The sequence below is a fragment of the Paracidovorax anthurii genome (genome assembly GCF_003269065.1).
Lineage (GTDB): Bacteria > Pseudomonadota > Gammaproteobacteria > Burkholderiales > Burkholderiaceae_C > Paracidovorax > Paracidovorax anthurii.
The window spans coordinates 1-14,196 of record NZ_QLTA01000017.1 but is presented as its reverse complement, the minus strand read 5'-3'; the positions used below and the strand labels follow the sequence as shown (position 1 = coordinate 14,196).

Annotated in this window: 11 protein-coding genes; 4 read left to right on the top strand and 7 right to left on the bottom strand. The window is 67.9% G+C overall.

Features of this window, described 5'->3' with window-relative positions; all coding sequences use genetic code 11:
- Positions 1–39 precede the first annotated feature (39 nt).
- From AX018_RS10460 to AX018_RS10440, 5 genes are all read right to left on the bottom strand, one after another.
- On the bottom strand, positions 40–678 hold the full coding sequence (locus AX018_RS10460) for a glutaredoxin family protein (protein WP_111877230.1): 639 nt from the start codon (positions 676–678) through the stop codon (positions 40–42).
- Positions 679–734: 56 nt separating this feature from the next.
- Entirely contained in the window at positions 735–2,777 is a 2,043-nt protein-coding gene (locus tag AX018_RS10455; RefSeq protein ID WP_111877229.1) for a M3 family metallopeptidase, read from the bottom strand.
- An 80-nt stretch (positions 2,778–2,857) separates the two neighbouring features.
- Positions 2,858–3,709 (bottom strand): bifunctional methylenetetrahydrofolate dehydrogenase/methenyltetrahydrofolate cyclohydrolase FolD, encoded by an 852-nt coding sequence (gene folD / locus AX018_RS10450; protein WP_111877228.1) that lies wholly within the window; start codon positions 3,707–3,709, stop codon positions 2,858–2,860.
- 94 nt (positions 3,710–3,803) lie between these two features.
- Positions 3,804–4,430 carry a response regulator transcription factor gene (locus AX018_RS10445; RefSeq protein ID WP_111877227.1) on the bottom strand — a complete coding sequence of 209 codons (627 nt, stop codon included), beginning with the start codon at positions 4,428–4,430 and terminating at the stop codon, positions 3,804–3,806.
- A complete protein-coding gene (locus tag AX018_RS10440) occupies positions 4,427–7,000 on the bottom strand; it encodes a PAS domain-containing sensor histidine kinase (RefSeq protein WP_111877226.1) in 2,574 nt (857 codons plus the stop codon). The genes AX018_RS10445 and AX018_RS10440 overlap by 4 nt, the downstream gene beginning before the upstream one ends.
- Before the next feature lie 175 nt (positions 7,001–7,175).
- Here AX018_RS10440 and aceE point away from each other — a divergent pair, with 175 nt between their 5' ends.
- From aceE to lpdA, 3 genes are read left to right on the top strand one after another with little or no spacing between them, the layout of a single operon-like run.
- Positions 7,176–9,899: a pyruvate dehydrogenase (acetyl-transferring), homodimeric type gene (gene aceE / locus AX018_RS10435; protein ID WP_111877225.1), complete on the top strand. Its 2,724-nt coding sequence runs from the start codon at positions 7,176–7,178 to the stop codon at positions 9,897–9,899.
- 19 nt (positions 9,900–9,918) lie between these two features.
- Positions 9,919–11,598, top strand: a complete 1,680-nt coding sequence (gene aceF / locus AX018_RS10430; protein ID WP_111877224.1) for a dihydrolipoyllysine-residue acetyltransferase — start codon at positions 9,919–9,921, stop codon at positions 11,596–11,598.
- A 16-nt stretch (positions 11,599–11,614) separates the two neighbouring features.
- A complete protein-coding gene (gene lpdA, locus AX018_RS10425) occupies positions 11,615–13,453 on the top strand; it encodes a dihydrolipoyl dehydrogenase (protein ID WP_111877223.1) in 1,839 nt (612 codons plus the stop codon).
- A 15-nt stretch (positions 13,454–13,468) separates the two neighbouring features.
- Here the strand turns inward: lpdA and AX018_RS25915 are convergent, their stop codons facing one another.
- Entirely contained in the window at positions 13,469–13,591 is a 123-nt protein-coding gene (locus AX018_RS25915; protein WP_281269550.1) for a hypothetical protein, read from the bottom strand.
- Positions 13,592–13,633: 42 nt separating this feature from the next.
- Positions 13,634–13,900 (bottom strand): hypothetical protein, encoded by a 267-nt coding sequence (locus AX018_RS24750; protein WP_146749283.1) that lies wholly within the window; start codon positions 13,898–13,900, stop codon positions 13,634–13,636.
- A gap of 42 nt (positions 13,901–13,942) precedes the next feature.
- Here AX018_RS24750 and AX018_RS10415 point away from each other — a divergent pair.
- Positions 13,943–14,196: transposase (locus AX018_RS10415; protein ID WP_146749282.1), on the top strand; the 254-nt coding region annotated here is incomplete at its 3' end.

The window sequence follows — 14,196 nt, the reverse complement described above, 5'->3', positions numbered from 1 at the left end:
GCATTCCATGGCGCCCCCGGTGGAGGGCGCCGCGCTGTATCAGAACTGGATACCGGCCGGATTGCTGGGCGATGGAGCGGGAGCCGGCGCGGGTCTTGCGGGCGCGGCCCGCGGCGCGGCGGATGGCGCGGGAGCCGGTGCCACGGGCTTGGCGGCCACCAGGGGCGCGGCCGCCGGCCGGCGGTATCCGGGCGGCAATTGCGACTGCTTGGGGTAGCCGGCGGCATCCAGGTACTGCGTCCACTCGGCGTCGGAGAATCCGCTGAGCTGCTGCGAGCCGATGGTGCCGAACGGCAGGCTGGCGGAGCCGTTCAGCCGCTGCAGCGCCTCGATGTCCTCATTGGTGCTGACGGTGCGCTCGGTGAAGGGAACGCCGCGGCCCGTCAGCAGGTTGCGGGCGCTGGTGCACGGCGCGCAGTCGTTGCTGGTGTAGAGCGTGACGGGAAAGCGGTTCACGATCTGCTGCAGTTCATAGGGCAGGGCCGGGCCGCTGGAGCCCTGGGTGCCGCCGACCTGCGCGGGGGCCGTCTTGGTGTCGGGCGCGCGGTCGGAGAACGTGACCTTGCCGTCAGGGCCGACAATGCGATAGACGGTCTGGGCACCGGCCGGCAGGGCCGCGGCCCCGGCCAGGCACAGCGCCGCGGCGAGGTGGGCGGCGGCGATGGGGGTGGGCTTCATGCGATGGTCTCCTGGCATGGATGACGGAGTGGGGATGGCGGCCGCCCTGTACCGGCTCAGGCGGTAGGCTGGGACATGCCCTGGTGGCGCAGCAGGGCGTCGAGGGTCGGCGCCCGTCCGCGGAAGGCCTTGAACGATTCCATGGCCGGCCGGCTGCCGCCGGCTTCCAGGATGGCCTGGCGGTAGCGCCGCCCGGTTTCGGCACTGGGCTGGCCGTCGGCGCCGGCGGTTTCCTCGAAGGCGGCGTAGGCATCGGCGCTGAGCACTTCGGCCCACTTGTAGCTGTAGTAGCCGGCGGCGTATCCCCCCGCGAAGATGTGGCTGAAGGTGTGCGCGCTGCGGCTGAAGGCCGGCGGCTGCAGCACGGCGACTTCCTGGCGGACCTGGTCGAGCAGGGGCATGAAGTCCCGCGCGGGGTCATGTTCGGTGTGCAGCAGCATGTCGAAGAGCGCGAACTCGATCTGCCGCAGCGTGCCCATGCCGCTCTGGAAGTTCTTGGCGGCGATCATCTTGTCGAACAGCTCGCGGGGCAGGGGGGCGCCGGTGTCCACGTGCGCCGTCATGTGCCGCAGCACGTCCCATTCCCAGCAGAAGTTCTCCATGAACTGGCTGGGCAGCTCCACGGCGTCCCATTCGACGCCGCTGATGCCCGAGACGTCGCGCTCGTTGACCTGCGTGAGCATGTGGTGCAGGCCATGGCCGAATTCGTGGAAGAGGGTGATCACGTCGTCGTGCGTGAGCAGCGGTGGCTTGCCATCGACGCCATCGGCGAAGTTGCACACGAGGTGGGCCACGGGCGTCTGCAGGCGGCCGGTGTCGGGGCGCAGCCAGCGCGTGCGCACGTCGTCCATCCAGGCCCCGCCGCGCTTGCCGGTGCGCGCGGGCTGGTCCAGGTAGAACTGGCCGACGAGCTCGGTGCCGCGCTCGATGCGGTAGAACTCCACGGCGGGATTCCAGGCCGGAGCCGCGTCGCGGCGGATGGCGACGTCGAACAGCGTCTCGACGATCTTGAAGAGCCCGGCCAGCACCTTGGGCGCCGTGAAGTACTGCTTGACCTCCTGCTCGCTGAAGGCGTAGCGCGCTTCCTTGAGCTTTTCGGAGATGTAGGGCCAGTCCCAGGACTGCGGGTCGGACAGGCCCAGGTGCTCGGCCGCGAAGGCGCGCAGATCGGCCACGTCCTTTTCGGCGTAGGGCCGGGCGCGGCGGGCGAGGTCGCGCAGGAAGTCGATGACCTCCCGGGGCGACTCGGCCATCTTGGCCACCACGGAGACCTCACCGAAGCTGGAATAGCCCAGCAGCCGGGCCTCTTCCTGGCGCAGCGCGAGGATCTCGCGGACGAGTTGCGTGTTGTCGAAGCGGCGGGCGTCGCCTTCGGCTTGGTCGGAGGCGCGGGTGACGTAGGCGCGGTAGAGCATCTCGCGCAGGGCGGAACTGCTCGCGAACTGCATCACCGGCAGGTAGCACGGCATCTTGAGCGTGAGCTTGAAGCCTTCCCGGCCCTCGGCCTGGGCGGCGGAGCGCGCGGCCTGCTTCACGTCGCCCGGCAGGCCGTCGAGTTCGTCCTCGCGGGCGTAGTAGGCGAAGGCGTCCGTCGCATCCAGCGCGTTCTCGCTGAACTTCTGCGACAGCTCGGCCTGGCGCTCCTGGATCTGGGCGAAGCGCTCCCGGGCCGCGCCCTGCAACTCCGCGCCGGAGAGCACGAAATTGCGCACGGCGTTCTTCCAGGCCTGGAGCTGCTCGGCATTGAGCGTGGCCGGATCGATGGCCTTGTACTTGGCGTAGAGCCGCTCGTCGGCGCCCAGGCGCGTCCAGAACTCGGTCACGCGGGGCAGGGCCTCGTTGTAGGCGGCGCGCAGCTCGGGCGTGTCGGCCACGCTGTTGAGGTGGCTCACGGCGCCCCAGGCACGGCCCAGCTCCTCGGTGGCGACGTCCAGCACCTTGGCGATGGCATCCCAGCGCGCGGGGAATCCGGGCGCGGTGACGGTCTCCAGCGCGGCGTTCGCGCGTTCCAACAGGGTGTCCACCGCTGGCGCCACGTGGGCGGGCGCGATGCGGTCGAACAGGGGGAGGTCTTGGAAGTCGAGGAGGGGATTGCTCATGCGCGTTCAGATGGCGGCGGAATGATAGGGTTCAAGCGGCGTGCGCAATCTCTTCGATAGCCCGACTGTATCGATATCGATCAGCCCGTGGCGCGCTCGGCCGCTTCGAGGGTGTTGACGAGCAGCATGGTGATGGTCATCGGGCCCACGCCGCCGGGCACGGGCGTGATGTGGCCGGCGACCTGCCGCACGCCGTCGAAATCGACGTCGCCGCAGAGCTTGCCCTCGTCGTTGCGGTTCATGCCCACGTCGATGACGACCGCGCCGGGCTTGACCATGTCGGCCGTGAGCACGTTGCGCTTGCCCACGGCGGCGACGATCACGTCGGCCTGCAGCGTCTGGGCCTTGAGGTCCTGCGTGGCGCTGTGGCAGATCGTGACGGTGGCGTTCTTCTGCAGCAGCATCAGCGCCATGGGCTTGCCCACGATGTTGCTGCGGCCGATGACCACGGCGTGCTTGCCCTTGAGGTCGTAGCCGATGGATTCGAGCATCTTCATGCAGCCGTAGGGCGTGCAGGGCCAGAAGCCCGCGGTGCCGGTCATGAGCGCGCCGGCGCTGGCGATGTGGAAGCCGTCCACGTCCTTGGCGGGCGAGATGGCCTCGATCACGCGCGTGGCGTCGATGTGCGCGGGCAGGGGCAGCTGCACCAGGATGCCGTGGATGGCCGGGTCCTGGTTGAGGGCTTCCACGCGGGCGAGCAGCTCGGCCTCGGTCATCGCGGCGTCGTATTTCTCCAGCACCGAGTGCAGGCCGCTTTCCTCGCAGGCCTTGACCTTGTTGCGCACGTACACCTGGCTCGCCGGGTTGTCGCCCACGAGCACCACGGCCAGCCCCGGCGTGGTGCCGCGTTCCCGCAGGAGGGCGGCGCGGCGCGAGACGTCGGCGCGGAGTTGGCGGGAGAGGGCGTTGCCGTCGATCAGTTGGGCGGTCATGGGGCGGAAAAAGGCTGCGTGAGAAGGGTTTGTGAATGAAACAGCCGCCATGTCGGCGTATCGCCTGGGTTGGCAGCTACTGAAATGATAGCGATCAGGCTTTCGGGGCGTTCTGGCCCAGGGCGATCTTGAGCAGGTCGGCCACGGTGTTGGCGTTGAGCTTTTCCATGATGTTGGCGCGGTGCGCCTCCACGGTCTTGATGCTGATGCCCAGGTCGTCGGCGATCTGCTTGTTGAGGCGGCCGGCGACGATGCGCTCGAGCACCTGGGCCTCGCGCCCGGTGAGCTTGGAGAGCAGGGCGTCGCGGCTGGCGGCCTGCTGGTGGCCGGCGAAGGATTCGCGGGCGCGGTCGAGCATGCGGTCTACGAGGCTGACGAGTTCTTCCTCGTTGAAGGGCTTCTGGATGAAGTCGAGCGCGCCCTTCTTCATGGTGTTCACGGCCATCGGCACGTCGCCGTGGCCCGTGATGAAGACCACGGGCAGGGGGGACTTGCGCTCCAGGAGCCGGTCCTGCAGCTCCAGCCCCGACATGCCGCCCATGCGGATGTCCACGATCAGGCAGGCCACCTCGCGCGGGTCGTAGCGCGAGAGGAAGGACTCGGCGGAATCGAAGCAGCGGACGCGGTAATCCTTGCCCTCCAGAAGCCATTGCAGCGAATCTCGGACCGCCTCGTCGTCATCCACGACATAGACGGTGCCTTTTTTGGGGATCAAGCTCATGCGGGAGTCCTTGGGATAGATGCTTTTGCTACAGAATTGGTAGTGTCATCCGTAGGCTGGGCAAGCGGAAGCCAGAAGGAGAAGCGGCATCCGGTGACCTCCGGACCATTGTAGAGGTTCTCCGCCTGCATCCGGCCCTGGTGCGACTCCACGATGCTGCGGCACAGGTTGAGGCCGATGCCCATGCCCTCCTGCTTGGTGGAGAAGAAGGCCTCGAAGAGGTGTTCCAGCACCTCGGGCGCCAGCCCCCGGCCGGTGTCCTGCACGGCGAACTCGATGCCGTCCCGCCCTTCGAGCTGGCGGGGCACGACGCGCAGCTCCACGCTGCGGCGGGCGGGCGGGCGGGCGGCGTTCTGGATCGATTCGGCGCCGTTCTTCATCAGGTTGATGAGCACCTGCTCGATGAGGATGGTGTCGGCCATCACGGGCGGCAGGCGCGCGGCCACGTAGTGGGTCAGGCGCACGTTGTTGCGGCGCAGTTCGATGTCGGCCAGTTCCACCGCCTCGCTCACCATGCTCTGCACGTCGGCCAGGGTGCGGTTGGGCTCGCTCTTTTTCACGAAGGCGCGGATGCGCTGGATGATCTGGCCGGCGCGCTGGGCCTGGTGGGCCGTCTTCTCCAGCGCGGAGAGCAGCGCCTCCTCGGTGATCTGCTGGCTCTTGATGCGCGAGACCATGCCGCTGCAGTAGTTGCTGATGGCGGTGAGCGGCTGGTTGAGCTCGTGCGCCACGCTGGAGGCCATCTCGCCCATGGTGATGAGGCGGCTCACCGACTGCGCGCGCTCGGCCTGCCGGGCGGCCTGTTCCTCGGCCTGGCGGCGCGGGGTGATGTCGGTGGCGATCACCATCTGCGCGAGGCGCCCGTCCACCCAGTTGAGGTAGCGCGAGCGCACCTCCAGCCACTTGCCGAGGTCGGGCAGGTAGATCTCGGCGTTCTCGGAGCGCGCGTCGGTGAGGGAGTCGGTGGGCAGGCCCATGAGCGCGTCCTCGTCGTCCATGCTGCCCGAGCTGGGGGGGCTGGCGGGCAGCACGCCGGCCTGGGCGACGAGCTGCAGGTGGCCGCCGGTCTGCGAGCCGAACCACTGGCGGTAGAGCTTGTTGGCGAAGAGCAGCTCCTCGCTGCCCAGCGGCGCCACCGAGACCGAGGCATCGAGCGATTCCAGCACGATGGTGAAGCGCTCGTGCGAGGCGGTGAGCTGCTCGCGCACGCGGTTGGGCTCGGTGATGTCGGTCATCGAGGTCATCCAGCCGGTCTGCTGGCCGTGGGCGTCGATGAGGGGCGAGACATAGAGGCGCGCGTCGAACAGGGAGCCGTTCCTGCGCCGGACCCGCACCTGGAAGCCGCCCACGGTCTGCTTGCCGCTCAGCTCGTCGCGCAGCTTGGCGTGCAGGGCCTCGTGCTCGTTCTCGGGCCAGTAGGTGTAGGGCGGCGACTGGCCGATCAGCTCCTCGGCGCTCCAGCCGGTCATCTGGCAGAAGGCCGCGTTCACGTACGTCATGCGGCCGTTCATGTCGAGCGCGCGCATGCCGGTGACCATGGAGTTCTCCATCGCGCGGCGGAAGTTGGTCTCGGCCACGAGCGCTTCCTGGGTGCGCAGGCGCCGCCGCGTGTGGCGCCAGTTGGCGATGAGCATCCAGGCCGTCATGGCGCTGAGGGTGCCCACCAGCCAGAACAGGCCGCTGCCCACCACGCCGAGCGAGGTGCGATAGGCCTGCGCGCGCAGCACGAGGCCGTTGCCCACGGGCGAGACGAACACCTCGTACTGGTTCGGGCGCGCGGCCCAGGGCAGCAGGTCGGAGGTCCGGCCCCGGGGGGCGAGCGGCGTGCCGGCCAGCAGTTGCTCCTTGCCGTCCAGCATGGTGACCGCGTAGCGCGCCAGCACCTCGGTGGGCGTGCCGTAGCGCAGCAGGCTGTCCACCGAGTATTCGGCCAGCACCACGCCCGTGAAGCGGCCCTGCGCCACCAGCGGCACCTGCAATTGCAGCAGCGGCGTGGCCTCGCCGTCGCCCGGGCTGGCGAGCGGCTGCGCATAGACGGGCTGCTGCAGGTCGCGCGCGATGCCGAAGGTGTCGGCCGTGTCGCCGCTCTTGAGCACCTCGCCGGCCACGCGCAACTGGCCGCTGGGCACGGTGGGCGCCGCGTGGCTGGCGCGGATGCGGCGGCGATCGTCGATCCAGGTGATGGCCTGCAGCTCGGGGTACTGGCTGATGAGCCCTTCCGCGCGGGAGACGAAGTCGGTGCGCTCCAGGTCCTGGTTCGAGAGATCGCGTGCGACACGCATGATCTGCTCCTGCCGCTCCAGCAGGCGCAGGCGCACCCGCTGCTGGGCGTACTCCACGTCGCGCCGCAGGGCCTCCTGTTCGCGCTCGGCCTCCTCGGCGCGCAGGTACCAGAACGCCGCCATGATGGCGGCGAGGAACATCAGCACGGCGGCGAGCGGGGCCAGGGCCGCGAAGCGGTCCTGCCGGGTGGGCGAGAGGCTGCGCCACCAGGTGCGCCACCAGCGGGCGGGCGCGATCACCACGGAAGGCTCCGCGGCAACGGCGGGCGCGGGGGAGGGGTGGTCCATGCCGCGAGTGTAGGGGAGGGCCCTGGTGGCCTCGTTAGCCCTTTGCCGGGCCTATGTGCGGTTGCAGCATTTTTTCATATTGTGGTGTTGTTGGGCGCCATTTGAAATGCCGAAAAAGTGTGCGAAACTCGACTGGATTTATCCCCAACGCCAGCGACTCAAAAAGGAGACAGGCATGACCGCTCAGACCGACCCTCAGGCCGGAAAAACCGCTTCGCCCACCCCCGACACCGACCAGCAGGAAACCCGCGAGTGGATGGATGCGCTGTCGGCCGTGATCGACCGCGAGGGCGCTGAACGGGCCCACTTCCTGCTGGAGCAGTTGCTGGAGCATGCCCGCCAGAGCAGCATCGACATGCCGTTCTCGGCCAACACCGGCTACGTGAACACCATCGAGACCAGCCAGGAGGCGCGCTGCCCCGGCAACCTCGAAATCGAAGGCCGCCTGCGCGCCTACATGCGCTGGAACGCCATGGCGATGGTGGTCAAGGCCAACCGCCACCATCCGCCCGAGGGCGGCGACCTGGGCGGCCACATCGGCTCCTTCGCATCGCTGGCCAACATGTTCGGCGCCGGCTTCAACCACTTCTGGCACGCCGAGAGCGAGAACCACGGCGGCGACCTGATCTACGTGCAGGGCCACGTCTCCCCGGGCATCTACGCCCGCGCCTACCTCGAAGGCCGCCTGACCGAAGAGCAGCTGCTCAATTTCCGCCAGGAAGTGGACGGCAAGGGCCTCTCCAGCTATCCCCACCCCAAGCTGATGCCCGAGTTCTGGCAGTTCCCCACGGTGTCGATGGGCCTGGGGCCGCTGATGGCGATCTACCAGGCGCGCTTCCTCAAGTACCTGCACGCCCGCGGCATCGCCAACACCGAGAATCGCAAGGTCTGGGTGTTCTGCGGCGACGGCGAGATGGACGAGGTGGAGTCGCTGGGCGCCATCGGCCTGGCCGCGCGCGAGAACCTCGACAACCTGGTCTTCGTCATCAACTGCAACCTGCAGCGCCTGGACGGCCCGGTGCGCGGCAACGGCAAGATCATTCAGGAGCTGGAGGGCGAGTTCCGCGGCTCCGGCTGGAACGTCATCAAGCTGCTGTGGGGCAAGGGCTGGGACGGCCTGCTCGCGCGCGACAAGGACGGCGCGCTGCGCAAGATCATGATGGAGTGCAACGACGGCGACTACCAGTCGTTCAAGGCCAATGACGGCGCCTACGTGCGCAAGCACTTCTTCGGCCGCGACCCGCGCACGCTCAAGATGGTCGAGCACATGAGCGACGACGAGATCTGGAACCTGCGCCGCGGCGGCCACGACTCGCAGAAGGTGTATGCCGCCTTCGCCGCCGCCAACACCCACAAGGGCCAGCCCACGGTGCTGCTCGTCAAGACCGTCAAGGGCTTCGGCATGGGCAAGATCGGCGAGGGCAAGAACACCGTCCACCAGACCAAAAAGCTCGGCGACGAGGACATCAAGGCCTTCCGCGACCGCTTCAACATCCCGATCCCCGACAGCCAGATCGCCGACCTGCCGTTCTACAAGCCGGCCGACGACACCCCGGAGATGAAGTACCTGCACGAGCGCCGCAAGGCCCTGGGCGGCTACCTGCCGCACCGCCGCACCAAGGCCGACGAGAGCTTCACCGTGCCCACGCTGGACACCTTCAAGGCCATCCTGGAGCCCACGCCCGAGGGCCGCGAGATCTCCACCACGCAGGCCTATGTGCGCTTCCTCACGCAGCTGCTGCGCGACCAGGCCCTGGGGCCGCGCGTGGTGCCCATCCTGGTGGACGAGGCACGCACCTTCGGCATGGAAGGCCTGTTCCGCCAGGTCGGCATCTACAACCCGCATGGCCAGCAGTACACCCCGGTCGATAAAGACCAGGTCATGTACTACAAGGAAGACAAGGCCGGCCAGATCCTGCAGGAAGGCATCAACGAGGCCGGCGGCATGTCGAGCTGGATCGCGGCCGCCACGTCGTACAGCACGAACAACCGCATCATGGTGCCGTTCTACGTGTACTACTCGATGTTCGGCTTCCAGCGCATCGGCGACCTGGCCTGGGCGGCCGGCGACATGCAGGCGCGCGGCTTCCTGCTGGGCGGCACCTCGGGCCGCACCACGCTCAACGGCGAGGGCCTGCAGCACGAGGACGGCCACAGCCACATCCTGGCCAACACCATCCCCAACTGCGTGAGCTACGACCCCACCTTCGCGCACGAAGTGGCGGTGATCATGCACGAGGGCCTGAAGCGCATGGTCGAGCGCCAGGAGAACGTCTTCTACTACCTCACCCTGCTCAACGAGAACTACGCCATGCCCGGCCTGCAGCCCGGCACCGAGGAGCAGATCCTCAAGGGCATGTACCTCTGCAAGCAAGCCCCGGCGCTCAAGAAGGGCGCCCCGGCGGTGCAGCTGCTGGGCAGCGGCACCATCCTGCGCGAATCGTTCTTCGCCCAGGAGCTGCTGGAGAAGGACTGGGGCGTGGCCGCCTCCGTGTGGAGCTGCCCGAGCTTCAACGAGCTGACCCGCGACGGCCAGGAGGCCGACCGCTGGAACCTGCTGCACCCCACGGAGACGCCGCGCGTGTCCTTCGTGGAACAGCAGCTCGCCAAGACCGAGGGCCCCGTGGTGGCATCCACCGACTACATGAAGGCCTACACCGAGCAGATCCGCCCCTACATCCCCAAGGGCCGCACCTACAAGGTGCTGGGCACCGACGGCTTCGGCCGCAGCGATTTCCGCCGCAAGCTGCGCGAGCACTTCGAGGTGGACCGCCACTACATCGTGGTGGCCGCGCTCAAGGCCCTGGCCGAGGACGGCACGCTGCCCGCGAAGACGGTGGCCGAGGCCATCCAGAAGTACGGCATCCAGGCCGACAAGGTGAACCCGCTGCACGCCTGACCCCACCGGAGACAACAACATGGCACTGATAGACATCAAGGTCCCGGACATCGGGGATTTCGACACCGTCGGCGTGATCGAGCTGCTCGTGAAGCCGGGCGACACGGTGAAGGCCGAGCAGTCGCTCATCACCGTGGAATCCGACAAGGCTTCCATGGAGATCCCCTCCAGCCACGCTGGCGTGGTTAAGGAGATCAAGGTCAAGATCGGCGACAAGGTGAGCGAGGGCTCCGCCATCGTCGTGCTGGAAACGGCCGGCGAGGTCGCCCCGGAGCAGAAGTCCGAGCCCCAGGGCTCCCAGGTCGCCGCCGCGCCTGCATCTTCTGCTATCAAAACTGAAGCTGCTGCGCCGGCGCCGGCGCCGGCAGCCGCCCCCGCCGGCCCGCTCGAAGTGCGCGTGCCCGACATCGGCGACTTCAAGGACGTGGCCGTCATCGAGTTGCTCGTGAAGCCGGGCGACACGGTGAAGGTCGAGCAATCGCTCTTCACCGTCGAGTCCGACAAAGCCTCGATGGAGATCCCGTCGCCCGCCGCCGGCGTGGTGAAGGAGCTGAAGGTGAAGATCGGCGACAAGGTCAACGTGGGCGACCTCGTGGCCCTGCTGGAGGGCGCCGCGGGCGCCTCCGCGCCGGCCCCCGCAGCGGCAGCCCCCACACAGGCCGCGGCCCCTGCCGCCCAGGCTGCGCCTGCTGCCGCTTCTGCACCGGCCCCTGCGGCGGCCCCCGCCGCCATGCCTGCGCACCAGCCCGGCACGCCCACCGCCGGCCTGCCGCATGCCAGCCCCTCCGTGCGCAAGTTCGCCCGCGAACTCGGCGTGCCGCTCGAAGAGATCAAGGGCACGGGCCCCAAGGGCCGCATCACCCAGGACGACGTGCAGGGCTTCACCCGGCAGGTGATGGCCGGTGCCGTGCAGACCCAGGCACAGGCCGCCAAGGCGCCCGCCGGTGGTGGCGGCTCGGGCGTGGGCCTGGACCTGCTGCCCTGGCCGAAGGTGGACTTCGCCAAGTTCGGCCCCATCGAGCGCAAGGAACTGGGCCGCATCAAGAAGATCAGCGGTGCCAACCTGACGCGCAACGCCATCGTGATCCCGGCCGTCACCAACCACGACGACGCCGACATCACCGACCTGGAGGCCTTCCGCGTCTCGACCAACAAGGAAAACGAGAAGAGCGGCGTCAAGGTCACCATGCTGGCCTTCCTGATCAAGGCCTCGGTGGCCGCGCTCAAGAAGTTCCCCGAGTTCAACAGCTCGCTCGACGGCGATGCGCTGGTCTATAAGCAGTACTACCACATCGGCTTCGCGGCCGACACGCCCAACGGCCTGGTGGTGCCCGTGATCAAGGACGCCGACAAGAAGGGCGTGCTGCAGATCAGCCAGGAAATGGGCGAACTCGCCAAGAAGGCCCGCGACGGCAAGCTCGGTCCGGCCGACATGAGCGGCGCCACGTTCACCATCTCCAGCCTGGGCGGCATCGGTGGCCGCTACTTCACGCCCATCATCAACGCGCCGGAAGTCGCCATCCTGGGCGTCTGCAAGAGCCAGATGGAGCCCGTGTGGGACGGCAAGGCCTTCCAGCCGCGCCTGATGCTGCCGCTGTCGCTGACCTGGGACCATCGCGTCATCGACGGGGCCGCCGCCGCGCGCTTCAACGCGTACCTGGGCCAGATCCTGGGCGACTTCCGCCGCGTGCTGCTGTAAGCAAAGGAACCGGAACATGGCAATCATGGACATCAAGGTTCCCGACATCGGCGACTTCGCCGAAGTGGGCGTGATCGAAGTGCTGGTGAAGCCCGGCGACACCGTGAAGGTGGAGCAGAGCCTCATCACCGTCGAATCCGACAAGGCATCGATGGAGATTCCGTCGAGCCACGCGGGCGTGGTCAAAGAGGTGAAGGTGAAGATCGGCGACAAGGTGGCCGAAGGCTCGGTGGTGCTCACGCTGGAGGCTTCCGGCGCGGCGGCCGCGCCGGCCCCTGCGCCTGCCGCACCCGCGGCCGGTGCGGCTCCCGCCCCTGCGGCGCCCGCGCAGGCGGCGCCCCGGATCGAGGCGGCGAGCTTCGGCGGCAACGCCGACCTGGAGTGCGACGTGCTCGTGCTGGGCGGCGGCCCCGGCGGCTACTCGGCCGCCTTCCGCGCGGCCGACCTGGGCCTGAAGGTCGTCATCGTCGAGCGCTACGCCACCCTGGGCGGCGTGTGCCTGAACGTGGGCTGCATCCCGTCCAAGGCGCTGCTGCACGTGGCGGCGGTGATCGACGAGGTGAGCCACCTGAAGGCGGCCGGCATCGACTTCGGTGCCCCGCAGGTGAACATCGATACCCTGCGCGGCCACAAGGAAAAGGTCATCTCCAAGCTGACCGGCGGCCTGGCCGCCATGGCCAAGATGCGCAAGGTGACCACCGTGCGCGGTGTCGGCCAGTTCGTCGGTGCCCACCACCTGGAGGTGGAGGAGACCACCGGCACCACCGGCCAGGAGAAGACCGGCGCGAAGAAGGTCGTGGCCTTCCAGCGCGCCATCATCGCCGCCGGCTCGCAGGCCGTGCGCCTGCCGTTCATGCCCGACGATCCGCGCGTGGTCGATTCCACCGGTGCCCTGGCGCTGAAGGAGGTCCCCAAGCGCATGCTGATCCTGGGCGGCGGCATCATCGGCCTGGAGATGGGCACCGTCTATTCCACGCTGGGCGCGCGCCTCGATGTGGTGGAGATGATGGACGGCCTGATGCAGGGCGCCGATCGCGACCTCGTCAAGATCTGGCAGAAGATGAACGCCAAGCGCTTCGACAACATCATGTTGAAGACCAAGACCGTGGGCGCCGAAGCCACGCCGGAAGGCATCAAGGTCAGCTTCGCCGCCGCGGAAGAGGGCGGCACGGCCCCCGAGCCGCAGGTCTACGACCTCGTGCTGCAGGCCGTGGGCCGTACCCCCAACGGCAGGAAGATCGCCGCCGAGAAGGCCGGCGTGGCCGTGACGGACCGGGGCTTCATCAACGTCGACATCCAGATGCGCACCAACGTGCCGCACATCTTCGCCATCGGCGACATCGTGGGCCAGCCCATGCTGGCGCACAAGGCGGTGCACGAGGCGCACGTGGCGGCCGAGGTGATCGCGGGCGAACTGCAGGGCAACAAGGAACTGGCCTCCGCCGCCTTCAATGCCCGCGTGATCCCGAGCGTCGCCTACACCGACCCCGAGGTGGCCTGGGTGGGCCTGACGGAAGACCAGGCCAAGGCCCAGGGCATCAAGGTCAAGAAGGGCCTGTTCCCCTGGACGGCCTCGGGCCGCGCCATCGCCAACGGCCGCGACGAGGGCGTGACCAAGCTGCTGTTCGACGATTCGCCCGAGGCCCATGGCCACGGCAAGATCCTGGGCGGCGGCATCGTGGGCACCCATGCCGGCGACATGATCGGCGAGATCGCCCTGGCGATCGAGATGGGCGCGGACGCGGTGGATATCGGCAAGACCATCCATCCCCATCCCACGCTGGGCGAGAGCATCGGCATGGCGGCGGAGATCGCGCACGGCTCCTGCACGGATGTGCCGCCGCAGAAGAAGTAAGCATTCAGCGCTTTGTCAATGAAAGAGCCCGAACAGGAAACTGTTCGGGCTCGGATGGCGCAACAGTTTCACGGCGGTGGAAAACCCATCCAAATCAGTGTGCGCTTTTGCCGGGCGGGCGAGCTTTTCATTTTTCATGCTGAGGCGCTGACAGTGAGCACCTGCCTGGAATCCGCAGTATCACGTCACACCGCGAGGACTGACGCGCTTGCCTTGGTAATTCGTCCATGCCCGCTCCACCAGTTTCCGCATGCCCTGGTCTTCAGGAATAGGGTGTATATCCAGGTCTTTGAGCGTAGCCTCGTACAAATCTCGATCGCCTCCTTCGGGGATTTGTAGCGCAGCGCAGAAATCATCCTCGGCCTGCTGAGGCTTGCCCAGTAAATACTGCACGTATGCCCTGTTGCCCAAATAAATACCGTTAGGGATTCTCTGCACGAATCCCATCGGGATGTGCGTGCGCAATCCTGAAGCCGAGACAATACGCGCATGAAGCAAAGCAGCCTGGGCCTGGGCAACACCATCAAGCGGACCCGCAAGCGCGAGTTCCTTGATGCGATGGAACTGGTGGTTCCCTGGGGCGAGCTGGTTTCGCTGATCGAGCCCCACGCGCCCGAGAGTGGCCGCCGTGGCCAGCAGCCCTTTGCGGTGCAGACGCTGCTGCGCATCCACTTCATGCAACAGTGGTTCAAGCTCAGCGACCCGGCCATGGAAGAAGCATTGCACGACGTGCCCGCCTTCCG

What these genes read in the sequence shown, in the direction of transcription:
- AX018_RS10460 (WP_111877230.1), bottom strand. Translation starts at nt 678, where the DNA reads ATGAAGCCCACCCCCATCGCCGCCGCCCACCTCGCCGCGGCGCTGTGC.
- AX018_RS10455 (WP_111877229.1), bottom strand. Translation starts at nt 2,777, where the DNA reads ATGAGCAATCCCCTCCTCGACTTCCAAGACCTCCCCCTGTTCGACCGC.
- folD (WP_111877228.1), bottom strand. Translation starts at nt 3,709, where the DNA reads ATGACCGCCCAACTGATCGACGGCAACGCCCTCTCCCGCCAACTCCGC.
- AX018_RS10445 (WP_111877227.1), bottom strand. Translation starts at nt 4,430, where the DNA reads ATGAGCTTGATCCCCAAAAAAGGCACCGTCTATGTCGTGGATGACGAC.
- AX018_RS10440 (WP_111877226.1), bottom strand. Translation starts at nt 7,000, where the DNA reads ATGGACCACCCCTCCCCCGCGCCCGCCGTTGCCGCGGAGCCTTCCGTG.
- aceE (WP_111877225.1), top strand. Translation starts at nt 7,176, where the DNA reads ATGACCGCTCAGACCGACCCTCAGGCCGGAAAAACCGCTTCGCCCACC.
- aceF (WP_111877224.1), top strand. Translation starts at nt 9,919, where the DNA reads ATGGCACTGATAGACATCAAGGTCCCGGACATCGGGGATTTCGACACC.
- lpdA (WP_111877223.1), top strand. Translation starts at nt 11,615, where the DNA reads ATGGCAATCATGGACATCAAGGTTCCCGACATCGGCGACTTCGCCGAA.
- AX018_RS25915 (WP_281269550.1), bottom strand. Translation starts at nt 13,591, where the DNA reads ATGAAAAATGAAAAGCTCGCCCGCCCGGCAAAAGCGCACACTGATTTG.
- AX018_RS24750 (WP_146749283.1), bottom strand. Translation starts at nt 13,900, where the DNA reads ATGGGATTCGTGCAGAGAATCCCTAACGGTATTTATTTGGGCAACAGG.